The organism is Mogibacterium pumilum, from assembly GCF_002243385.1.
Taxonomy (GTDB): Bacteria; Bacillota; Clostridia; order Peptostreptococcales; family Anaerovoracaceae; genus Mogibacterium; species Mogibacterium pumilum.
The window spans coordinates 545228-568676 of record NZ_CP016199.1 but is presented as its reverse complement, the minus strand read 5'-3'; the positions used below and the strand labels follow the sequence as shown (position 1 = coordinate 568676).

The following is a 23449-nucleotide window of genomic DNA, read 5'->3' as shown; positions in this document are numbered from 1 at the left end:
GACAGCTTAATTTTCTCGCCGTTAGGGTCATTGAACATATGCTCAATCTGCTTCATCTGCTCCTTGATTGGCTTTACATTTAGAGCGCCGGTAAAATCATGAGTGGCATTCTTATTGCTCTCAAATACCTTATCATGCTCTGTTTCATTTCCAATAAGGATATCTCCTTCAAGATCTCCATCTCTTTCAAAATCCTGTGGTGTAGGATTTTGTGCCGTTGTAAAGCAGTTCTGAAGATTCTCTGCAAACTTAAGCTGGGCAACATCAGAATTATATGTCTGTAATCCAAAACCCCAATCAGCACCTGTCCCACTAGGATAGAAAGAAAAATCGCCTTTACCTGTGATGTTTTCACCTTCAAACTTAACGGCATCAGCTTTACTATTTACAGTAAAGGAATATGGGATATCCACGTTCACAGTATGTGCATTAGGGTTAGCTTTATCAGCATTATACGCATTGTAAATTCCCTGCCAGTTAACATCATTGAAATAAAACTTGAAGTTAACTGTCCTACCATTGACTGTCTTTACAATCTTATTGCCGTTTATGAAAGAAGATTTATTCGTTACAGCTATATTCCCAATATTTACATTTTCAGGAAATGTAACGTTGTACTCAATATATGCAATCTTGTTCCTCCCTTCACGGCCGTGCGGGTACCAACCATTTGATGCGGCGTTAGCCATATCGGCTTCATGAGATTTCATAACCTCAGTCATCGGCACATTCATCTTAACATGTCCGTTGTAAATTGCGCTGTTTCCGTCTGCACCGCACTGTACACTGCCGGTCTTGGTAACATGCTGAGCTATTGGCAATAATGCATTGTCCGCCATAGCCGGAACTGTGGCGATAAGCTGGGTTATCACCATAGCAAGAGTGATTACTAACGCATGAAATCTACTAGTAAATTTCTTTGTTCTCATCGTTCTACTCCTCCTTCTTCTGAATAAATATCATTAAATTTACGGATTTCATTATATACCAAATTATAAAAATTATCCAGCTTTATAATTTAAATAACTTTCAGAGCTGGATATTTATACCAATTTTCAGAGACTCCTATCCCAGACTGCCAATATAATGTATTGATTACCACGTGTAATCATCAAATAACATTTGACAAGATTCAGTAATTATAATTGAATTAATATAGCAAAAAAAGAACTATGCATTAATAATTACAAAAGGGAATTTAAATTACAGTAACCGATTTTTTCAAAATAATATGTATTATAGAGGATTACACATGAGTATATTGACAGTCGCAAGCGGAAAATCAATTTGGCGTGGATACGAGTACTACTTGGACAAAAAGGTCATCTGTTATAACGAAGTTGATAATTTAATATATGATGGCAAAATTTCAGGTAGCGGTAATCATGTTTATGATGTTCATCTAGACATCAACCATCTGAGAAAAACCACCTGTAATTGTCCACATGCGTTCGGTAAACGCATAATATGCAAGCACGCTATAGCACTATACTTCACGATTTTTCCTGATGAGGCAAAAGACTATTATAATCAAGTAGTTGCATATGAAGAAGAAGAGGCAAAACGACAGGAAGAAGCGGAAACCAAGCTTGATGAATATATCAACAGTCTAACAAAAGAAGAACTACGTAATGTTGTTTATGAGCTCCTCTATGACAGTCCGGCATGGGTGCAGGATAGATTCATTCAAGAACATGTTGATTGGTAAACCGGCAAGTTAAATTGAATATAAGCCACGGACTTCCTTTGTATGACCAAGTCTGGCAAATTGGCATTCTGCTTGTAATACCGATTATATGCGTTTATGACGGAGAACGTGGCAGCAAGTCTTCATTTAATAAATGTTTGTCTATCTCTTCTATCCATAACACCTAGTTGTACTTGGGCTGCTGAGGTGGTAAGAGAAATTTATTTCTGAAATACCACCAATCCAACCTCTGTCGGATGATCTAGATATAATGCGGTTTTAGACGTTTTGTTATCCAGTATCATCTTGACTATCAGGATATCTCCACCCGCAGCAATCGTCATCAGCACACCAATTGTAAGCATTAGTACATTATTATTAATACATCCGACTATGCACGGCACTATTCCAAGCAGCAGACCAGGCATCATCACGCCCAATATGTACTGCCACTTCGTAAGTGGCTCACTGCATGTGCAGTATGGTGTCAGATATTTCCAAATCACACCAAATTCGATATCTTTGAATCCTTTTTTCGTAAACCTACTCCATGTTACCCCGTGAATCAGTTCATGCACCACAATTAAAACTAAGAACACAACAAGGTCAGATAGCACCGAGCTAATGGATGCTCGCGATCTGTCAAAATCAGCTCCATCATACCTCAAAACATATGTCACTATAAAAGGTATAGCGATAATCAGCCCATACAAAGCGCCAATGTTTGCCTTAACTGCAGACATCGTTAGGTCTGTCTTAGTGTATCCTTTGCATTCCAGTTCTTTGCATTTTAGCGAATATCTCTCTAACCTTCTTTTCTCAGTAGCGGTAAGTACACGTTCCTCACTTGCCATATATTTAACCCCTAGTTTCTACCTGTTATAATTCAGAAGCAAGGCTATAATCAGAGATCAAATCTATCTGTTTGTTCTCCTCTTATAGTAACTCTAACACCTGCACATGCAGTTGTCATCAGCAATAGCCAGAGTGTCATATCAATATCATTACTTGTCTTTGTCTCTTGCCTTTGAAATTTTAATATTTTAAAGGCAGGTCAATTCTCCAACATTTTTTAATATTATAGTTTCCCTAGTGTAGTCATTTTTTAATTCAGCTTCTCTCTTTGACTTTCACATTATTATACCAATCACCAAGACTGGCAGATTTATCCGTATGTATGTTGATAAGCCTGCTAATTATAGGATCCAAGTGCTCTTTTCTACTATATATGAGTGTAGACTGCAGCATTTTCAATGAATTTAACTGCATTTATCAACGCTATTTTTTTGGGGGGCGCGAGCACTCATTATTTATAAATATATGACATAATCTGCGGTCGAATTTAAAAATTCTTGGTCATGGGAAACAATGAATATTATTTTATCATCACTTTTACATTCATTAATTAGTTTAGATATATTCATCATATTGTAATAATCCATTCCGCTGGTTGGTTCATCAAAAAATACAAACTTAGAGTTCTTGCATAATACGGACGCAATTGCCACTCTTTGTTTTTGCCCGCCTGACAAGCTCATAGGATGACGTTCCTTAAATTCAGACAAATCAAGTTTTCTTAGAATATTTTCAACATAACTGCTTTCAATATTCTTTATTCCAAGACTTACTTCACTTATAACAGAATCAGTAAATAGTTGATGATTAACATCTTGCATCACAAGAGAGGATATTTTAAGCCTATCTGTTTTTGAAAGTTTTTTACCGTCAAGATATATCTCATCCTTAGATTTTCTTTCACAACCTACAAGACACCTCAGAAAAGTAGATTTCCCAATTCCGTTTGTTCCCACTATTCCATAAATTTTCCCAATCTCAAAAGATATATTTTTAAAAAGCAATTTATTTTTTTCGCCGTTTAACTTATATTCAATACTTTTTATTTGGAGACTTCCATCACCTTGAATTTTAGGCACTATAAGATCTGTTTTAGTATTGCTTCTTAACCCTAATTCATTTAATACTTTGGATGGGATTTTCATAAAATCTATCTTCGTATATTCACTTTTTATTTTACCGGCTTGAATCAAAAAAACTCTGTCTACAATATCCATGAGATAAAATATTCTATGCTCTGAAATAATAAGGGTTTTTCCCTTATCTTTAAGCTTTATAAGCATTTCTTTTAAAATCGCAATATTATCTTCGTCAAGGTTTGATGAAGGCTCGTCTAAAACTATTATTTCCGTCCCCGATATATAACTTGCAGCTATACACAAAATCTGCTTTTCTCCACCTGAAAGCTTGAAAATATCTCTATTTAAAAGGTGATTTATCGGAAATAATTCCAACATCTCATTCAGTCTTTCATCCATTTGTGTTTTTGAAAGCCCTATATTTTCCAAATAAAAAAGAAGCTCAAGAGTAGTATTAATATTGAAAAAGTGCGTCTTTGGATTTTGAAATACACTTGATACCAAAATAGATATTTCATGCAATTTAAGATTTCTAATATCTTTATTATCAATCCGAATAATTCCACCCATGGAAGCGCCATCATATTGGACAGCTAGTCCATTGATAGAATTTATAATTGAAGATTTTCCGCTTCCACTTTTTCCGGTAAATAGCACACACTCTCCCTTCTTTACATTTAACGAAATATCTTTTATCACTTTGGCGGAATTCCCATAAGATAGAGATAACTCTTCTATTTCTACCATACAATTCCTCCTATAATCATTATCAGCATTAGCAGCACATAGACGAGATCAACTATTTTCAATCTAACAGATATATATCTTGTTTTTTTAATAGGATTCTCAATGCATTTTGTTTCTGCCGCTTTAGCAATATCATCAGAAATATTAGCAGATATAACTAGCAACGGTACCATTACATACTCAATATATGAAATAGGATTTTTAAATGTAATTCCTCTTATCCTCATAGCAAGCTTTATATTCCGACTTTCTTCTCTAAACGATGGAAAAAATCGAAACATTACAGCAATCGGTATAGAAACAGCACGAGGCAGTCTGATTTTATCCATTGAAGATATTACACTTCCTACATCTGAGGTTTTTACAAAGAAACTCCCTGCACTAAATGGAAGATAAAACATCCTAAATACGGCAAACAACATAAAAACCATCATCAAAATCGCATTCATACTTCTAACCACATCAACATTCGGGACTATTAAACAAAGAGCACCAAAGAACAAGATGTTTTTCAGTGCTTCTTTTTTTAATCCATTCTTGTAAAAAAGAACCGAGAGAAGGAATACAATCCCCCATTCGAAACAAGTATTTACTTTATAAAATACGGCAAACCCAAGTAAGAAAGGCACCAAAAGCTTACTAATTGGATTAGGATTATATGGGTTATCCAAGAAGACGGGCATTATACAATACCCGCTTTTTCAAAATGTTTTTTAAGAAAGGCTTTACCGATATATGCACCAAGTACGCCTCCCACAATTGCACCGATATAGACCAGTATCATGTTGCGATAATTTAAAAGTGCTATGAGTTTCATTATATACTCATGCCCCATGCCTCTTGTTTCAGCCAGTTCAATAACTTTGTCTTTAGCAAGCAATATTTGCATAAGAAAGCCACAAATCCAGGTGTTGAACACGGCAAAGGAAAGCATATTGTATTTGAAGGATTTATATTCCCCCTTTTTTCTTAAAAGTTCAGCAATCACCATACTGATTACAACATGTACTAATATTACGTAAGTGTTTCCCATCGCAACAACAATCAGACCGCAAATCAAACCTAGTATAAACAACCCCCACGGTTTCTGAACCTTTGCCATAAAAAGCATAATAACTATGCCTGTTATAATCCCAGCCAAAGCAGGATATGCCAAGTATAAAATTGGCACCATACCAATCATTCCTGAAGCAAACATAAGCACAAAATATATTACTGCAAATACACCTATTGTAACTAAATCTTTAATTCTCAATTTTTCCATTTTCATAATGTCCTCCTTGAACCGTATTAGATACCTCTAACATATTTTTATAATATCTTGAACTCTCACAAAGTTCACCATCTGTACCCATTGCTTCTATTTTTCCGGCATTTAGCAAAACTATTTTATTTGCATTTCTTATAGTCCTAAGTCTGTGAGCAATTACTATAATCGTCTTATCTTTTATGAGCTCTGACAGTGCCTCCTGAATCAGACTCTCATTCTCAACATCAAGAGATGCTGTAGCCTCATCAAGAAGTATGATCGGTGCATCTTTCAAAATAGCCCTTGCTATTGATATCCTCTGGCGCTCGCCTCCCGAAAGCCTCTGTCCATTTTCACCTATAACAGTATCTATTCCGTCAGAGAGCTTATCTATGAAGTCATAACATCTCGCTATCCTTGCAGCCCTGATTATTTCCTCATCACTCGCATCTTTTCTCCCAATTCTTATGTTGTCCTTTATGCTCGAATTAAAAAGGATTACATCTTGAAAGACTATTGAAAAATTTTTAAGCAGGGTTTCCGGATCAATCTCACTTATATCTTCTCCGTCTATAAAAATCTTCCCACTATCTACGTCCCAAAATCTGGCGGCAAGCTTGGCAAGTGTTGTTTTTCCGCTTCCGCTTGGACCTATCAGAGCAGTGATTTCACCCTGCTTTGCCGTAAAACTCACACCGTTTATAACGGAATAATCGTCATAACCGAAATGAACATCTTTAAATTCAATGTCGTAACTCTTAATGTTCATTTGATTTTTGCCCTCTTGAACAGGCATAGTTTTAATTTCCTTTATTCTTCCAACAACCGCATCAAGCATCACTATCATGGACATAAAAGTGATTATTCCTTCTATAGGAAGATAAATGCTTGTTGTCAACATTAGAAAAGCTATATAAACCAGCACACTTACCTCGCCCGACATAAGCATGTTTACTCCGACAACGGCAACACTTATAATTCCAAGCTTTAAAATTGCAGTAGCTACTCCTGTAAGTGTTCCGGCAACAACTTCACCTTTAGTTTTCTGTTTTGTCGATTTGTTTAGTTTTTCAAAAAAATCAATAAGCATCCTATCTTCTAAATTGTAAGATTTTATTTGTTCTATCTGCTCTATCTTTTCCTGTAAGTCATCAAATACCTTGCGGTTATCATCTATCCAGCTTTGTACTATTTTTTTCTGACTTTTCTTTGAAAAAAATATTATCAGGATAGAAATAGGAATTACCCAGAGTGCTGCAAGCGCAAGCTTCCAGTTGTAGATAATAAGCATAAAAGCAATAATACTTGTGGAGATAGCAGTTGAATACATTTGAGGTACAGCGTGAGAGAAGATTGTTTCATACAAATTCATGTCATTCATCATCGTTTCAGCAAGATCTGCCAAATCTCTTTTCCCAAAATAGGAAAGCGGTAATTTCTTTAATCTTTCCGCCAAACTAATTCTTGAACTTGCACTCTCGTTGTACACATTGGTGTAAAGTCTTACATAATCCCACCTTGCTATTAAAAACATCACAATCATCATTGCTGCAATTAGAGCAACATAATGAACAGGGGTAAAATTATAGTTCTTAAGACCTTTTAAAGCGCCTATATACTGGAATAAAAATATAAAGGCAATTATAGGCGCAAACAACTTTGTTAAATTGACAAGAGTGTGCGAAATGATAGCTTTTTTTAAATTAATCGCTCCTTTTTCCGACATAGCATATCGTTTTATAAAATAAGAAACCATATTTTAACCTCCTATCTTCCAATTTACGGATTTTTGATATTCTTCCCAAAGCTTTTTATACTGCCCATCTACACCTATTAATTCCTCATGCGTTCCTTCTTCAACAATTTTCCCCTTATCAATAACGAGAATCCTATCAACGTCTGTTACTGTAGACAATCTATGAGCAATCATTAACGTTGTCTTATTTTTTGATAGTTTCTTAAAGGATTCCTGAATCAAATGCTCATTTTCAGGATCTGCGAAAGCCGTAGCTTCATCCAAAATTATGATGTCTGCGTCTTTCAGAAAAGCCCTCGCTATAGAAAGCCTTTGAGCTTCTCCACCCGAAAAATATGTACCCTTTGTTCCGTAAACAGTATCAAGTCCCTTTTCTAAGCCTTGTACAACACCTTTAGCTCCCGATCTTATCAAAGCACGATCTATTTCAACGTCCGTTGCATCAGGTTTTGCCAGCAAAAGGTTATCTCTTAAACTCATTTTAAATAGCTTGGAATTTTGAAAAACAAAAGCGATTTTTTTCATCAAAGCTTCTTTTTCAAAATCTTTTATATTAGTTCCTCCAATATAAATTTCACCTGATTCAATATCGTAAAATCTTGCAGCAAGTCTTGCTATAGTAGTTTTACCACTGCCTGATGAACCAACTAAAGCAACTCGCTCCCCCTTCTCTACTTTAAATGAAATATTATCTAAGACATTTTCACCGCCATAAGAAAAGCTTACATTTTTGAATTCTATCCCAGCATCAGAACTTGTATTATTTCCATAAACTAAATCATCAAACTCAAGTATCTTTTCAATTTTATCCAAAGCAAGTTCTGCAAAGTAGCTGAATTGTGTAATCGTCGCAGTTCTCATGATGAAAACGGCAAATGTCGGTCCTATCAGAAAGTAAATAACTGAATTCGCAACTATATTAGATAAGTCTCCATTAAATTTTATTAAGAGCAATGCCACGGGTACTAAGAAAAATGCCGTCGATGTAGAAACAGTTTCAAACCAGGACATTTTATTCGTATAACTCATAGTAAGTTTAAGCACATTTTCTTTGATTTTTATAATTAAGGCATATAGCTTATCAAAGCTTTCGACACTTTGTCCAAATGTTTTAACAACAGGAATTCCTCGAACATATTCCACAGTCTGAGACGACAAGTCGGCAAGTCCTGCATAATACTCGTCTTTCATTTTCTTGGTTTCTGCTGTCATCATTGATGACATTAGTATCATGCCGATAATCATCGGTATCATACTGGCAAGTCCTAACTTCCAGTTAAACATAAAGAAAAATACAAGTAGAACAATAGGTGATATAGTCGTCATCGCCATATCGGGAAGTTGATGTGCTAAAAAAGAATGGGTTTCAGATGCTCCGGATACAATGACATTCCTTATCCTTCCGCTTTCTTTGTCATCGAAATATCCAAGTGGTTTATTCATTAGCTTTCTTACTGAATTCTTAATAATGTTATCTTCCACTTCAAAAGCAAAAATATGGGACATAATTAAACCGATTAGATATATAAACAACCCTATTACAGCAAAGATTGCCGCATATAGTGAGTTCTCCTTTACAAAATCAAAATCCACCATCCCGTTCAAAATTAAGCTATTTACAATTCTATGAATATAAACCATAGGCATCAAAACCATGACGCCTGATACAGCAGACATAACCATAGCAATATACAGTAAATAATTTTTATTACCACCGTAAAGCATCAGTCTTTTCAGTATTGATTTTTTCTTGTTTTTCACCTGGCAGCCCCTCCTCTTCTCTGAAATCAATAAGTTTTATAACTAGCCTTTTCAGACTATTTATATGAATTTACTTTTAAGCTAACCTTTCATGCGAATGGCTTTTTCTTGTTTTTATCTCGCATTTATTGTATAATAGTCGAAAATTTCAATCAATTAGATGCAACTAACTATGTCTATTTGGGATAATGTCTATTTGGGATAAAAAATAAGGATAGAGGTATAATGTGAGTGATTTTTATAATTTTGTTAAAAACTATTTTTCTACAGATGAGTGTGTAGGTAATACAAAATACTCCGCTATAGGGCACACATTCCTTTTCAATACAGCTGATGCAGAAGGTATTTTCTGGTTTTATGAAGGAGATAATTTTACAATTGATATCCATGATGTTTTCATAAAAAAAGAAATTATCCATACAAGTTTTTCCGGCTTGGATAATTTCTATTCTTTTTACTCATCTTATTTAATTACTGCAAATGGAGAGTGTTTTAATCCTTATCAAAACCTTTCTTCAAATTCACTCTATGTTTTAAATACAAAAAATTCTAAAAACTATAGGTTCATACTTCACAAAAACTCTCCCTATTTAGGAATAGGCATAAATTTCAATCAATCCATGATAGACGAATGCCTGTCCTCTTGTAAAAATATAGTTTGTAACTATGAAGATCTATTTTTTAATACCAGTACTATGATAAACAAGCCTTTAGAAAGAATTGCAAAAGATATCCTTAATTGTAAGATGATATCTCCTGCTGCTGAAATCTTCTTTGAATCAAAGGCCAAGGAATGGTTAAGCATTACAATAGACTCATTTTTAAATAAATACAACAATCCTATATCTATTGCTGATGATGAGGCTTTAAAAAATGTCGCTAACTATATAGACGACCATTATGCAACATCTATCTCGCAGGACACCTTAGAAAAGATATCCACTATGAGTGGCACAAAGCTAAAAAAATTATTTAAGCTAAAATATCAATGTACAATTACAGAATATACTCAAAGACGGCGAATGAATATGGCGGAAATGCTTTTATTGAATTCCACACTTAAAATTCAAGATATCGCAGAAGCCGTAGGATATTCCTCTCATAGCAAATTTAGTGCTTGCTTCAAAAAATATAAAGGTTTATACCCCAAAGATATAAAAAAATATACTGAAAATATTCCCGATCTTCATAAGAGCGGAGAGTTTGAAACTTTTCTGTAAATCAGCCGAGAGTGTAAGACTTTTCTGTAAATTGGTCGAGAGTTTGAGACTTTTCTGTAAATTAACCCACTATCATCATTCTGATTATTGTGAGTCCTCTTGGAAAATTTAGAGATTTCCGAACCCTTATGTCATAAGTCTATTTATAAAATGCTTTAACCCTAAAAGAGGCTCTTGCAATTTAAGATGTATGCGCAAGCGATTCTTTTACTGTGCAATACATCTGCTGATTTTCACTGATTACATTAGCAACAATCCCAGCTATACAGGCACTCGGTAAAGTCCAAATTACGTAATTGTTCTTTTGTCGCAAAGAAATTTCCTACGCCACAGTCACCCCACAATATGTAATAATCGTCAGTTCCGAACTCGGAATCCAGCTGGAACAGCAACTCGGTGTAATTCTGGAAGTCATCGTACATGCGTGGATCTTCCTGCGTGAAATGGCCATAGCCGCCTATCTGCGTGTGGTTCGAGATGTCGAGTGCCTCCATAATCTCATCAACCTCTTCATCGTCGATATCGTATGCCTCGCAACCTTCTTCTGCTTGCTGGTCATCAATATGCTCATTTAGCTTCTCAACGAAAAGCTCTTCAAATCGGAAGTCGTACGGCATAATCCACTGGCTAGTTTTTTCAAAGGACATGGCAAATGGTGCACCGTCATTAATCGGTGTGATAAGTTCGTCTTCCTTCTTATCCTTCTGTGGTTCATACATCTCTCTGAGTTCCTCTTCAGAGAAATGCTTGTCTATCTCTGGATAGTAAATAACCCTTTTTTTGCTATCTGAAGTAGGCTTTGTATAGTCGTTGCCCAGATTATAGTCTCCGCCAAATATCCAAAACTGTATTATACCCTTTGATGGATAGATACTGTTCTCAGGTAGCTCCTCGCAGTTTATCTGCGCCAAATACATGAGCTGCTCGCCCTTACCATTAGTCGGGATATTCTCTGTCTTCGGCAAATAGAACCAGCCAGCGACATTGCTGCTTGTCAACGGAGTCTTGGTTTCGGGGATTAAATTTATCTTTATGGTCTCCTTATTCTCGATTTTCTTGAAATCTTCGATGAAAGCTTTTATTTTATCGTTCATAATATCGCCTTTCTTGGTGTACAGAGGTTTGTAATGGTGTGTAGTTTAGGTATAGGTTTCGGCGAAATGATACCGATTAACCGCATATATCTAACGCGTCCCATCGCTGCGCTTTAGTACGCTTCGCAGATCACTTCTGGATTAGCCTCAAATTCTTCGCCGAAGCTAACTAGCAGATATAGTTCGCCCGCTGGCGATTCGCCCACATAGTATCCTAACGCAAATGCATCGTAGCATCCACTCTTATCGAACATTATATCAGTGAACGAGATACCTTCGATATTCTCTTCGGGGAAATTTTCCTTTATCAGGTGCAGTGCCTCCTGATCCAGCTCGCTTATTTCAGTGGCTAGCCTTTTCATCAATGCATCTGGGATAGATTTTACATCCTTTTCGCTGTATCCAGAGAAGCTAAAGTGCAAGTCCTTATCGGACTTGCGGCTTACAAAGTATATTCCTGCTGGTGAGCTCTCCCATGATTTGCCCTGCCAGAGGGCGATGAGTTGTTGTTTGGTCATGTGTGGGTCCTTTATCTGTGATTTAGATTTGCTCGTCTGAGGTTTGGATGAACAAATCTTAAATTTATCGCTTCTATTCTGGAAGATAATAAAGTCTTCCATCCTTTGAAATTAGCTGAACATCTTCGTTATATAACTCTGATGTATCCGCTACAAATTGTTCTTCATTCCCCACTGCTTGTTCAATTATCATTGTGACAGTTTTCATATCAATAGAACGGAACTTGTAGTCATCCTTAAGTAAGCCTGGAATAAAATGGATTGCTCCATCAATGCCTGCTCTCTTTCTGCGAATTTCATTTATATTGATTCCAAGTCGCTTAGTTGTCTTGTAATGCCACACATTGATTCGTTCCTGTGTATCTTCTATCTGTTTTTGATATGTACTCAGCAAATCAATACACTGCTCTCTAGATACTGCTCCAAGATGCAGGACATATCGGAGATCAGAAATCTTATACAAGACTTCTATTAATGACTTCTGGTATGCGCGCCATTTCTGAACTTCGACTATTATCTTTTCGTACTCTTTATAGGATAACTTATTCTTTTTCGTGAAATCTGCTAATGTAAGATTCGCCTGTCCTAAAAGATCTGCACAATCTTTTTCTAAGCTATCCAATTGATATATCTTGGAGATACGTAGTTCATCGTTCTCCAGGATTTCATTTTGGAAATTTGCAATCCTCTTAACATGTGCAACTAGCGAGAATACTCTACTACGATACTCATTGTCTTGAAAACTATGTATCTGCTCTATTCCATCACTAATTATATCAAGCTCGGCATTAATCTGCTTCATGTAATACTGTCCGACTATTAAGGATGATACATTCATCACTGCTGATATGCTATTTGTCGCTATTGCTGTTCCAGATTCAACCTTAACAAGGTTCGCCTGCCCTTTAATCCCATTAGCACCATGGAATATACCTCGATAAGCATCATCCATGGCTTTAGAATTTGCTAGTTTCGTACCCGCTGGCACTATTACTCTATATACAGGTCCAGTTTTAACTATCTGAGCAACATTATTAACTGAATTTCCTGCTTGAAATAATCCTGGGAGCAAGTTATCGATACGTGCTAAAAGCTTGCTGTCAGTTATTTCTACTAATCTTGTTTCATCTTCAATAGATTCTGCTGGAAGTGTTTCAATTTGAATGTCGAGCTCGGTCGTCGGATTAGTTTCAATTGAAACATATTCTTTTGTAGTATCAATTAGTGCTTCTTGCAGTGAGTCGCTAACTAAGTTATTTTCTAGTGTTTTTGTTTCTAGCATGTTGGTGCCTCTTTTGATGCGCAATTAATTTAATAGTTTCACATTATCTCTTTATCCTTTTGTTTCGTCAAATTGTTGAATTATTGCAGATATGCTTACTTAAAAGCTTTAACAATCAGTGATGTTTAGTACCTATGTGGTGCTTTTACAAACATATATATGTTCACGGCATAACAAAACTCAACATTTTAAACCCAGTCCAACTGGTCAACATTTTTCAGTACCATAGTTTCCCCGGTATAGTCATTTTTTAATTCGACTTCATTTTCCTTGACTTTCACATTATTATACCAGTCACCGAGACTAGCACTTTTCCCAGTGTGTATGTTAATAAGTCTGCTAGTTATAGGATCCCAAGTGTTCTCCTCCACTGTTTCTGCAAGAAGATAGTAAGCATCTAAAAATATCAGATTCCTTCCATACATCCAAAACGGAAGTTTAATATCTAGGAGTGGCAATTTTGCAGAAAAAATTTCATCGCCATGCGGAGGCACTGTCTCGTAGTGAAATTCTATTTCACTGCCATAGTATGCAATAGTTGCCCCTTCACAACCGATGTTTTGAGGAATACCCTCCTTAGCTAGTATAAACTCCATAGTTCCTCCCTATATTTTGCTTAGTACACGCTCACCAGTTCTTTCCAAAAAGCAAGACTACTGTCAGAAGCCTCGCTTTCCATCAATTCCACAAACTCTTCTTCAGCGTGTTTCCATACAGCATATTGAGCAGTTCCCATCGCTCTTACAAATTCTTCAAAATCGTAAGCAATAGGTATTATCTCCTCATAACTCATGTCACTTGTTAATGCATATATTTCGCCAGATTTACATTCAAGTAAAACAGTATAAGGATCTCCGTTTGCAATAATTATTAAGTTCCTTTTGCGAAGAACCGAATAATCCTCATATTCCAGATTTCGGTTAATTAGCCAGTTGAGGCTCATTTCATCCCCATATCCAAACTGGTAGCTGAGAAAGCCGAAATTCCCCCAATTGTAGTTTAAAATATGCTCTGAAAATGTCGAATCTAAATACTCTATTTCAAATTCAGATTTTAATTTCTCGATTTCAGACGGAGGAATTTCCTTTTTGCTAAGAATAATTCCATCTGTTATTTCAGCATCAAGTCCATCAGTCTCTTTCATTATTGAAGATATTATTTCGTCGATTGTTAGTAATTGCATCTACAGTTCCTTCCTCTGCTTTATGACTTTATATCGCTATTTAGCCATTAACCTTGATAGCAACAATACCATCTTGAAGGTATTCAAATTGCCAAGAAGTTTCTTCAAATGTCCCCACTCTATATATCTCGCAATTTTATAGTTCTAGGTTTATGCTTTTTTTCGCAAGTTTTCTATGCACTCCGCTAGATATTCATTATCATGCTCTTTGTAAATAGGGGTATCTATATTTCTTTCTTCAAGATCATTATATTGTTCCGACTTTTTCCCCCTGTAATTCTTATCTCTCCATTCTGCTGAAACCTTGTACCCTCTTTTTCCCATTTCATCCATAACTAATGAGTGATAACTAAATAAGTAATATGGAGAATATAAAAACACATAGTCTACTATCTTATGCTTTTTACCCCATCCATTGCCCCTAAGTGCACAACATTCTCTGTGTTGACCAAGAAGCTGATTTTTAGATAACAAATGAATAATTTGTTCATGCCACCTCTTAAATGATAATAATAATAGAACCATATGTCTCTATAAAGACAGACTCTCCTCCGTAGTATATCTTCGTGCATTTATAGCAGTTTCGAATACCGCTTCCAAGCTAGTCAGCAAGGCCGATCTTGCGGAATACTTTTTCAATCGGCGTGTTTTTTTACATTGGTTCAGATCGACATATTTTAATTTACTTAAATGAAATCCACTCTGCTTTTGATAGGCAGGTTATGTGCTCTGTGTGGAAAACCCCTTCCAAAGCACATGGAACGTTTTCTTTTGTATGATGATAACGGAAGCCACATTTTTCCTGCACCCTTTTTGACTTTGTATTACCGTCAAAATAACCAGCCCATATTTTATCCAGTTTCAGGGTATCAAATCCATGGCTCAAAATCTTACGAACTGCTTCCGGTATAAGACCATGACCCCAATACGGAACTCCTATCCAGTAACCAATCTCCCCCTCAGTATCGGGAATACCTATATTACTTGCAGAGCCTATCATCAATCCTATGCTGCCCACTGGTTGCATTGTTTCCTTTAAAACCACGGCATATGTCTCAGGCGAAGAAAGAACACTTTTTATAATCCCCTTACTGTCTTCAATACTGGTATGTACAGGCCAACCTGCAATCGGACCAACCTCTGGGTTGTTGGCATATTGAAATAAATCCTCCGCATCACTTTCTTCCCATGGGCGAAGAATAAGCCTTTCCGTTTCTAAAATCATTTTCTCCTCCACAAAATCAAATTTGTCTTTCTGACATATATTTTTGTATTTCGACGAAAGTTAATTTTCTAATCTGCGTATTCGGATACTCCTTATATTCTTCCACTCGGAAAACAGGAACCATCGTTTCACAGGTTTTATCTTTATTCTTTTTTAGATATACTCGCAAATCTTCACTATCTGCAAAGATTTTGTATGATAATCTGCCATTCTCGCTCTTAATCTCATAGATTCCACAAGATTTTTTCATTGTATAATCAGCAGTTCTCAAATATAACTTAGCAATTTCTAATGACTTAAAAGGAAAATTCCATCGCTGCAAGCCTCTATTTTGATCGTGTTCAATACAGATGCATCTGCCACAAGTTCCACAGATATATTGTGTATGATTTTCCAAGCAATCAAATGGTTTTAAAAGCGGTGTTATTCTATTATCATCAACATAGCATTCCTTGCACATTTCAATATCACGCTCCCTCTGTGAATTCTAATTTGTTAAATAATCTCTTTAAACCAGTTAGCTAAAAAATTCATTTGTTCATCTGTATGAAACCAATGCTCTCCACCTTTCATTGTTGTTAGATTTGCATTTATCTTATTCGCAAAATTGGTCATGGTATCTACTGATGTCATGTTGTCATTATCGGCAAAAAGAATATTTGTTGGTATATCCCAATGTATGGTATTCTTTCTAACATAACTAAAATATTCCCACGATAAAGATTCACCAGAAGAAGTTTCAATTTCTTTCTCTGACATGAGCTTATCTTCCGTTATATTCTCACATTTCATCATGTTCAAAATTATGCTTTCCATATCAATGATTGGCGAAATCAGCATCGCTTTTTCAATAGGCATATCTGTTAAAGATATTAAAGAAAAATATGCTCCTATACTATTGGCAATTAAATAAATTTTATTATATTTAGAGATGATGGTGTTGAAATAATTTATAAATTCAATTTTAGCATCCCATGGGTTTAATGATTTATAATCAAATCCAATGATCTCAAAGTTATCATCAAAAAATTGTTTATAATGATTAGCTTCTTCTGCATTACCGTCCTTACCATGAACATATATAACAGCATTTTTCATTCAAATTTCCTTTTCAACTTCTAACTTCTTATCCCTACGAAATTGGGATATGCTTATTTCAAGCTCTTTACGAATTCCATCATAATATTATTCACCATAGCAGGATTATCAACATTGGAATTGTGATCCGCATGGACTAATATTCCTGATGTATTATACTTCCACCCTTTTTTCTTTCCGTTTCTTGTAAAATTAATCTCATCATATTCATCTCTAGTAGATGGAATGTCAAAATTAATATCATTACTGCAAGCGACTACCCCTACTCTATTATCTGCAAATTTAATCCATATAATATCCTTTTCAGAAGTTATTCCATTTAATTCTTCTTCGGCAAAAACACAACGTATACCTATTCTTCCTTTCAAAATTAGTATACAAGAATTCATATACTTTATTCTGCACATCAGAACATGCTCTTAGCCCAATTTACCGACTCTATATTTTCCTTCAGAACCAATTCCTGCCATATTCCGGCATAATAAATTCCTTCCGGATCTTTGGCTGAATTCTTGCGTTTACTCTCCCTATTGTTTATCTTGTGTATATTGTCTACATCATATGCCTTTTCCTTCTTCCATGTTGCCTTGGCTTTTCCAGGCATTGAAAGTACTCTTTTTTTATTGTAAGAAAAAATCCCACATCCGGGCATATCCGGTGCAAATGACAGATGTTCTGTAGCTGTAAATATCAGATTATTTTTTTCTTCAAATATCCGTTTCTCACAAGCATGTGGGTGCCAGAAAAATTTCTTTTGCTCTTGAGGATCCAAAATAATTTCTCCTACCTGAAGATATCCCCATATAGCCTGCATTTCTCTACCATAGTATGGATCTTCTAAGTATCGAGCTTCTAAATTTTTATTTCTGCTTACAAATGTATATTTTCCATTGCTCTCAACAACATGCTTAAAATTACCAAAAAACAAAAATAAGTCTCCCTTGGCTATCCCATTATTTATCAGATATGATGCAGACTGGTTTATTTGCCCAAATGCAGGTTTCCACCCTTCAACTGGCTCTACTCTTCTTGTAATATCCAGGTCTGGATCAAGGTGACAGCAATCATCACCTCTATAGCCAAGATCTGCAAGTATCTTATTTAGCAGAACTCCATTACAGGTCAATTCATTATATGCAATTTTATCCTTATCGTGATTCTTGCTCGGAATTGGAAATGAAAGCATTGTACCATCTTTAAATATCGGGCTTACTATACCGCCATTATTACTATCAAACCCCTTCCTGCTCAATATTACCTTCACCTTGAATCCTCTTTTCTACTTTCAAACTTGACTTGATGGAAATAAAAACTATCCGTTATCATTTTTTACTTGTTGTTCATTTCAAAACTAGGTTATTTGAACCAATTTCTTAAACCTTCCGATTGCAAAACTTCAACATGCGGTCCACACTGTAGTACTCAATAAAACATAATCTTATTCCACTTTATCTACAGAAGAAATGTACCATCTTATTTTTATGTAATAGACATCTATTCCATCCATTGACCAAACACAGTATCCGCTGGATTATGCTACAGCTCGACATCTAGCTTAGATAATAATACTACCATCTCATCATGTTCTCCTGTTAATAAAGTTGATTCCTGTAAATACTTGTTGGGGTATTTCTTGAGCAACATTTGGATATACTCAATTACTGATTCCCGATTGATTTTCCCGTTCATATATTCTTCCAGTATGTTAAATAATCCTTGCTTCTCCTCTTCAGTTGCCTATTTTTTCCGCATAGACAAGGATGACTTGGGGAAATCTCTGTATTTTACAAAAAAGCGTCTCCGAAGAGGCTCCTTTATCAGCTTAAATGACTCCTAAAAAATCTGTTGCCACATGAATCGCCAACGGGATGCAGATATTGTCTCTCTTCTCAATGATCCAGCAATATGCAAGGTGCCACAAAAACGTAATGCATATCTGAACCGTAAACAAGGCATCCCATGGCCTGATCTGCATCTGGTATGGGATATGCGATGCAGCAAACATTGCTGCGCCGATCAAATAGCTGGCTTTCCGATTGATGCGCGGCAAAAACAGGTGGCTTTGTATGAAGCCTCTGTAAACAAGTTCCTCCTGCAGTGCGATCCAGAAAATATAGTATAGCCATCTGTGGATTGCGTACTCCCATGACATATGGAACAGATAGAACCCAATCAGCAATTCGATGACGAGTACGCAGCACATCACAATGCCATCCTGTTTTAGATGCTTCGGATAGAATCCAAGATCCTTCAGGTCGTGGTTTTGCAGATAAGTGATGGTCACTACTGCGATCGTGGGAATGATTACTGCGCCCCAGTACACATAATCGTTGCAGGAAAACCTGCCCGCAAGATATAAGCATAGCATGTCCAGCAGCCAGATTGCTATCGCTAAATAAATGCCATTTTTAAACTGTTTATTGTACATACTATTGCCACCATCCTCTACACATCAGCTGTCCAGTTCTTATGGACTGGACAGTGTCCGTGCTATCTTGAGATATAAATGAATTATGCAAACTGGGAATTACAACAGAAACAGCAGGATAATTATCGGCAGCGCTTTCTGATAGTCTTTGTTTACAAAACATAAGATGCCACATAACTAATGCACCAAATGCAGCGAACAATCCAATCCAGATACTTCCTTTAGTAAAGATGTGAGCAAGTCTCCATACTAACCCAGGAATTAACACGCCAAACGGAATTTTGTCATTATAAAATAACTTTTCAAAGGCTTTTTGCTTATACATAATGACAAGGGGAAGAAGGAACCCCTCGGCAATATAGTATATATACCGGAAGATGAACTTGATTGCCCCAAGTTTTATAAATTCTATGTATGGTTTATAGCATCCCCAGTCGAAACATTTAGCCGTAATACTAATAACAAAACACAACAGGACAAGAATGTATTGCTTTCTTACCAACGGTTAATTATCCGAGAATATTGATTTTTGTCGTCCCCCTATCCATAGCATCAGAAACCCTAACAAGTTCCAAGCCACTGTAGTTATAATCCAGTGGTAAATCATCTGCGTTATTGTTGCTACGGAAAATCAATTCCCATCTTACCTTCAATTATGGAAACCAATAATTCAAAAGCAAATACTGCGCAAGCATATAAAGCAACCCACAAATAATCGAAGCTTGTGATTTTCTTCCAAGTTGTCATGTTTAGTCTTTAATTTTCTCTCACAAACTTATTCAAATTCACTAAATTCAGTATAATATAGATTCTTCTAAAATTGCAATTTCAAGTTGAACACTTACAACAAAATTTCTCAAGCCCTTGATAGAGAACATGTCAGGATTGCTTTTCCTGACAATTTCTCTTCTGCACAGAACGAGCATACTGTCAAGACTATTGAAAGTACCCCAAAGGGGTTGTCTTGACAGGCTGTGAGTTTGTGTCACTTGAATATCCTAAGCCGTCATTCCGTATATTTTGTCAAGTTCTGCTTCAAAAAGTTCATCCGGTGTATGGTAGTTCAAAATCTTTCTAGGAAGGCTATTGCACCACACCTCAACATCTGCAATTTGTTTGTCTATGTAGCTATCAATTCGTTTTCCTTTGGGGATGAATCTTCTAATCAGACCATTATGTCTCTCGACTGATCCTTTCTCGCAAGAAGTATAAGGATGAGCAAAATAGACCAATGTCTTACTTAAATCTTCCAAGTCTGATAACATTGAGAACTCGGAGTCATTGTCGGTCGTAATTGACTTGAAGATGTCATCCCTGTGCTCACTATACTGTTCCTGTAAGGTGTGGAGTGCTGTCATAACTCCATTTGGGTTTACTCCTTTTTAATGTTTTTTATTCACTTACATTTTACCAAAGAAGTGCCGTATGGACTTTTTTTATTAAATGTTCAACTTGATTTTACAATCTACCAAACTTTTGTAACAAGCACCTTAGGTGTGTATCCAAAATCGAAAAAACGATAATTTGCTCTTACACCTACAGCTGTAGCAAGTTAAGTAAGCGTATTAACCCTTACTTAAAGACAAACAAAAAATAGGCATCTCTGCCTGCTTTCATGTTTGATTTCTTGCTACTTGTTAGGGAGATCCTAAGACCCTGCTCGGCTAAAAAATCCGTCTTTCCGTGCTTATATTTTTTAATTTTCAAGCACGGTTTTCTGTTTTTTTGTTTTCAGTTCAAGCTCTTCTTTTGATAAAAGTTAAAGAGTATTTGTAATGTGAGCGTTATAAATTTGCCTTCTACAAAGCAATCTTCTCTGCGATAAGTTCAACTACTTTTATGGTTTCTAAAAAATTCAAATCACCTACATAAAGATTGTCTGATAAATATACCTTCCATAATTCTTTAAGATAATCGTCATCCTTTATGTCCTCTATAATCTCTATTGCCTGTTTCATAAGCGACAAACTTTCTCTTCTGTTTGCGGTTGAAATAATCGCTTGTTTTAGAATATCAAAGTCAATATCCTCTTTTCTTAGGTTGTATAAATTATATAAATCATAAAAATCTCTCATCCTTGTTGTTGAGATATTCCTTTTAATAACGCTCTCATATTTTTCAGCCAATATCGTCTCAAGCGGATACGCCAAAACCCTAAGACTTTCATCTTGAAACATACAAGGATATAGGTATTCAATCTCCTTTGGAGTTATGGCATCTCCTGTTGTAATGTCAATCTTCATATCGTTTTTAATCTTGCCGAAATTAGCTATTAAATGGACTCTGAAGTTTTCGTATTCATCTTCTTCTCGTATATGGCTTATGTCCGCTATTTCAAATTCTATACCATCATCCACCTCTACATTTATAATTTCTGAAACAATATTTCGTATAATTTCTTCCTTCAATGGCACGCCTTTTATAGTGGTGTCCATATCCATCGTGGTACGATTATCAATCCCTATCATAGAAGATATAAGAAGTCCGCCTTTGATAACAAAATTAAATTTATACTCGGATTTTGACAGTCTTTCCAAGAATCTTTCAAAGAAAAACATTTGTAGAACTTCCTGTGATCTGAGGTTTTTAGAATTTGCAATGTTTCTTATTTGGCCTTTCAAACTTTCCGAACCTATCATCTATAAAACCTCCGTGTATTTTCTGATTTCATCTTCCATGCCAAGAATCCTGCTGTATTTAATAAGATTTCTGATGTTCTTGTCTTTACTGTTAAAGTATCCGGTCATTGCACCTATAAATATCTGCTTGTCAATTGTTTTTCTTTCCGAAACAATATCACATATACATCTTTCCATGTTATAGCATTTAACATCAGAGCCAAGTGGTGTTTTTGTCTTAATAACGCCTAAATGGAAAAAGTCTTTCTTTACATAATGCACTTTGATGTTTGGAAATTTCCGCTTGATATGTCCGGCATTATACCCTTGTGGCACACTGATATGAAAAATATTAGGTGTTCTGTCGCTGAATCCAAGAAGATACAAAGCTGTATGAAAAGAAAATACCACTTGCTCATTATTAAGTGATATAGCGGCAAAATCATCATCCATGGCATCTTTTTTCTTATAGACGCCATTTTTAACCCGCTCCAGCTCTCCTTTTTTTACAAGTGAAGCTAGGACATGTCTTTTGATGCCTATCTCTTCCGCCTGTTTATTCGTAATAATATTACTTTCTAAAAAGTATTTTTCTAAAGCGTTCATCCCATCACCTTCTTTACATTTACGCTTTTATTGTAGATTATTAAAGAGTATTTGTAAAGCATGGAGCAAAAATACAGAAGCTCTTTGAGGAAAATATTCCATAAAAAGCTTCTGCAAATTTAGCTTACGAATACCTGCCAATTGTTGGCAAATATTTAAGAAAGAACATTAATTGTTAAGCATTCAAATATGCAACGGCTTTATTCTCTCCACATTCAATCGCCATTTCTACCGATTTAACGGCTTTTTCTAAAATAGATTTACTTTCACTCCTTAAATTTTCGCTCTCGATTAGCAGCTGGCTTATTTGCTCTTGCTTTTCTTTGGTTATAATCGGAATGATTACATTTTCTATTTCACTCTTTTTCCAATGATTAATGATTGAACCACCTGCGTCTTTTTCCGCTTGCATTTTGACAGCTACAGAATTTAACACTAATGTTAGATAATCAGGTAGCACCCTCTTATCCTTAACATCGAGGTGTAATATAGCAGATGATGTGATAATATCCTCATCTTTATTCACCTTGTAGGCTGTGCCGACAGAGCCATCTTTTGATAAAAGGATCGTGTCTTTCTTTGGTCTAATACAATCTTTAAATTCATTCTCGGATAGATAAATACTCGTATCTGTTAAACCGAATTTAGTTAAGTTCTGTATTCTTATAAACGGTGTTCCTTTTGTCTGATAGCTTTCACTTCCCGGTTCAATCGACTTTTTAATTGTAACAAGATTAGATAACTTATCACAGTTGTTGTCCGATAGTTTTTCAAATAATCTGTCATATTTTTCTTGATAATATTCGCTATCTAATCTTCCGCTAACACCGAATGTATCCTTAAGATTTTTAACAGTATAATTTACAGATTTCAAACTATCAAACAAACCGATTTCTTCATAAAGCCTGAATACCGCAAGGTTAATAAAGTAGCTTGCTTGCTCATTATAGTAGGCAATTAGTGTCTGTCTGTCTGTCTGTCTGTCTGTCTGTCTGTCTGTCTGTCTGTCTGTCTGTCTGTCTGTCTGTCTGTCTGTCTGTCTG

Annotated in this window: 24 protein-coding genes and 2 pseudogenes; 2 read left to right on the top strand and 24 right to left on the bottom strand. The window is 35.7% G+C overall.

Annotated features, from left to right (window positions below; genetic code table 11):
- A partial coding sequence (locus tag AXF17_RS02855) for a hypothetical protein (RefSeq protein ID WP_169711312.1) occupies positions 1 to 929 on the bottom strand: 929 nt, incomplete at its 3' end.
- 323 nt (positions 930 to 1252) lie between these two features.
- On the opposite strand from AXF17_RS02855, the gene AXF17_RS02850 reads away from it, so the two are divergent.
- Positions 1253 to 1708: an SWIM zinc finger family protein gene (locus tag AXF17_RS02850; RefSeq protein ID WP_157682542.1), complete on the top strand. Its 456-nt coding sequence runs from the start codon at positions 1253 to 1255 to the stop codon at positions 1706 to 1708.
- Positions 1709 to 1908: 200 nt separating this feature from the next.
- On the opposite strand, the gene AXF17_RS02845 is transcribed toward AXF17_RS02850, so the two are convergent.
- The 6 genes from AXF17_RS02845 to AXF17_RS02820 all read right to left on the bottom strand — a co-directional run bounded on the left by AXF17_RS02845 (position 1909) and on the right by AXF17_RS02820 (position 9134).
- On the bottom strand, positions 1909 to 2541 hold the full coding sequence (locus AXF17_RS02845; RefSeq protein ID WP_094233716.1) for a DUF3267 domain-containing protein: 633 nt from the start codon (positions 2539 to 2541) through the stop codon (positions 1909 to 1911).
- Positions 2542 to 2997: 456 nt separating this feature from the next.
- A complete protein-coding gene (locus AXF17_RS02840; RefSeq protein ID WP_094233715.1) occupies positions 2998 to 4368 on the bottom strand; it encodes an ABC transporter ATP-binding protein in 1371 nt (456 codons plus the stop codon).
- Positions 4362 to 5051 carry an energy-coupling factor transporter transmembrane component T gene (locus AXF17_RS02835; protein WP_094233714.1) on the bottom strand — a complete coding sequence of 230 codons (690 nt, stop codon included), beginning with the start codon at positions 5049 to 5051 and terminating at the stop codon, positions 4362 to 4364. The genes AXF17_RS02840 and AXF17_RS02835 overlap by 7 nt, the downstream gene beginning before the upstream one ends.
- Complete coding sequence (locus tag AXF17_RS02830) at positions 5051 to 5638, bottom strand: MptD family putative ECF transporter S component (RefSeq protein WP_094233713.1); 588 nt, start codon at positions 5636 to 5638, stop codon at positions 5051 to 5053. Before AXF17_RS02830 ends, AXF17_RS02835 begins: the two co-directional genes overlap by 1 nt.
- Positions 5613 to 7373: an ABC transporter ATP-binding protein gene (locus AXF17_RS02825; RefSeq protein WP_094233712.1), complete on the bottom strand. Its 1761-nt coding sequence runs from the start codon at positions 7371 to 7373 to the stop codon at positions 5613 to 5615. The genes AXF17_RS02830 and AXF17_RS02825 overlap by 26 nt, the downstream gene beginning before the upstream one ends.
- A 3-nt stretch (positions 7374 to 7376) precedes the next feature.
- Complete coding sequence (locus tag AXF17_RS02820; protein ID WP_094233711.1) at positions 7377 to 9134, bottom strand: ABC transporter ATP-binding protein; 1758 nt, start codon at positions 9132 to 9134, stop codon at positions 7377 to 7379.
- Positions 9135 to 9361: 227 nt separating this feature from the next.
- Between AXF17_RS02820 and AXF17_RS02815 the strand changes: the two genes are divergently transcribed.
- Positions 9362 to 10354 carry a helix-turn-helix domain-containing protein gene (locus AXF17_RS02815; protein WP_094233710.1) on the top strand — a complete coding sequence of 331 codons (993 nt, stop codon included), beginning with the start codon at positions 9362 to 9364 and terminating at the stop codon, positions 10352 to 10354.
- Positions 10355 to 10599: 245 nt separating this feature from the next.
- Here AXF17_RS02815 and AXF17_RS02810 read toward each other — a convergent pair whose 3' ends face one another.
- The 17 genes and pseudogenes from AXF17_RS02810 to AXF17_RS02725 form a co-directional block, all read right to left on the bottom strand.
- Entirely contained in the window at positions 10600 to 11448 is an 849-nt protein-coding gene (locus tag AXF17_RS02810) for a YwqG family protein (RefSeq protein WP_094233709.1), read from the bottom strand.
- 113 nt (positions 11449 to 11561) lie between these two features.
- Entirely contained in the window at positions 11562 to 11966 is a 405-nt protein-coding gene (locus AXF17_RS02805; protein WP_094234724.1) for a hypothetical protein, read from the bottom strand.
- 73 nt (positions 11967 to 12039) lie between these two features.
- On the bottom strand, positions 12040 to 13248 hold the full coding sequence (locus tag AXF17_RS02800) for a hypothetical protein (RefSeq protein WP_237049066.1): 1209 nt from the start codon (positions 13246 to 13248) through the stop codon (positions 12040 to 12042).
- 188 nt (positions 13249 to 13436) lie between these two features.
- Positions 13437 to 13844 (bottom strand): hypothetical protein, encoded by a 408-nt coding sequence (locus AXF17_RS02795; RefSeq protein ID WP_094233708.1) that lies wholly within the window; start codon positions 13842 to 13844, stop codon positions 13437 to 13439.
- Positions 13845 to 13864: 20 nt separating this feature from the next.
- Positions 13865 to 14431 (bottom strand): SMI1/KNR4 family protein, encoded by a 567-nt coding sequence (locus AXF17_RS02790; protein WP_094233707.1) that lies wholly within the window; start codon positions 14429 to 14431, stop codon positions 13865 to 13867.
- Positions 14432 to 14581: 150 nt separating this feature from the next.
- Entirely contained in the window at positions 14582 to 14956 is a 375-nt protein-coding gene (locus AXF17_RS02785) for a TIGR02328 family protein (protein WP_094233706.1), read from the bottom strand.
- A 157-nt stretch (positions 14957 to 15113) separates the two neighbouring features.
- Positions 15114 to 15656 carry a GNAT family N-acetyltransferase gene (locus AXF17_RS02780; RefSeq protein WP_094233705.1) on the bottom strand — a complete coding sequence of 181 codons (543 nt, stop codon included), beginning with the start codon at positions 15654 to 15656 and terminating at the stop codon, positions 15114 to 15116.
- Positions 15657 to 15672: 16 nt separating this feature from the next.
- Positions 15673 to 16116, bottom strand: coding sequence for a hypothetical protein (locus AXF17_RS02775; protein ID WP_094233704.1), 444 nt, complete (start codon positions 16114 to 16116; stop codon positions 15673 to 15675).
- Positions 16117 to 16151: 35 nt separating this feature from the next.
- Positions 16152 to 16754, bottom strand: a complete 603-nt coding sequence (locus AXF17_RS02770; RefSeq protein WP_094233703.1) for an alpha/beta hydrolase — start codon at positions 16752 to 16754, stop codon at positions 16152 to 16154.
- A gap of 53 nt (positions 16755 to 16807) precedes the next feature.
- On the bottom strand, positions 16808 to 17161 hold the full coding sequence (locus AXF17_RS02765; RefSeq protein ID WP_094233702.1) for a hypothetical protein: 354 nt from the start codon (positions 17159 to 17161) through the stop codon (positions 16808 to 16810).
- Positions 17161 to 18018, bottom strand: a complete 858-nt coding sequence (locus AXF17_RS02760; protein WP_094233701.1) for an Nmad3 family putative nucleotide modification protein — start codon at positions 18016 to 18018, stop codon at positions 17161 to 17163. Before AXF17_RS02760 ends, AXF17_RS02765 begins: the two co-directional genes overlap by 1 nt.
- Positions 18019 to 18290: 272 nt before the next feature.
- Positions 18291 to 18476 (bottom strand): annotated as a pseudogene (locus AXF17_RS02755) (DUF1722 domain-containing protein); the annotation flags it as partial.
- 100 nt (positions 18477 to 18576) lie between these two features.
- Positions 18577 to 19182, bottom strand: coding sequence for a CPBP family intramembrane glutamic endopeptidase (locus tag AXF17_RS02750; protein ID WP_094233700.1), 606 nt, complete (start codon positions 19180 to 19182; stop codon positions 18577 to 18579).
- 998 nt (positions 19183 to 20180) lie between these two features.
- A pseudogene (locus AXF17_RS02740) lies at positions 20181 to 20543 on the bottom strand (IS30 family transposase); the annotation flags it as partial.
- A 438-nt stretch (positions 20544 to 20981) separates the two neighbouring features.
- Positions 20982 to 21821, bottom strand: a complete 840-nt coding sequence (locus AXF17_RS02735; RefSeq protein WP_094233698.1) for a nucleotidyl transferase AbiEii/AbiGii toxin family protein — start codon at positions 21819 to 21821, stop codon at positions 20982 to 20984.
- Positions 21822 to 22406, bottom strand: coding sequence for a type IV toxin-antitoxin system AbiEi family antitoxin domain-containing protein (locus AXF17_RS02730; protein WP_094233697.1), 585 nt, complete (start codon positions 22404 to 22406; stop codon positions 21822 to 21824). It lies immediately after the preceding gene.
- A gap of 175 nt (positions 22407 to 22581) precedes the next feature.
- A partial coding sequence (locus AXF17_RS02725) for a restriction endonuclease subunit S (protein WP_207651575.1) occupies positions 22582 to 23449 on the bottom strand: 868 nt, incomplete at its 5' end.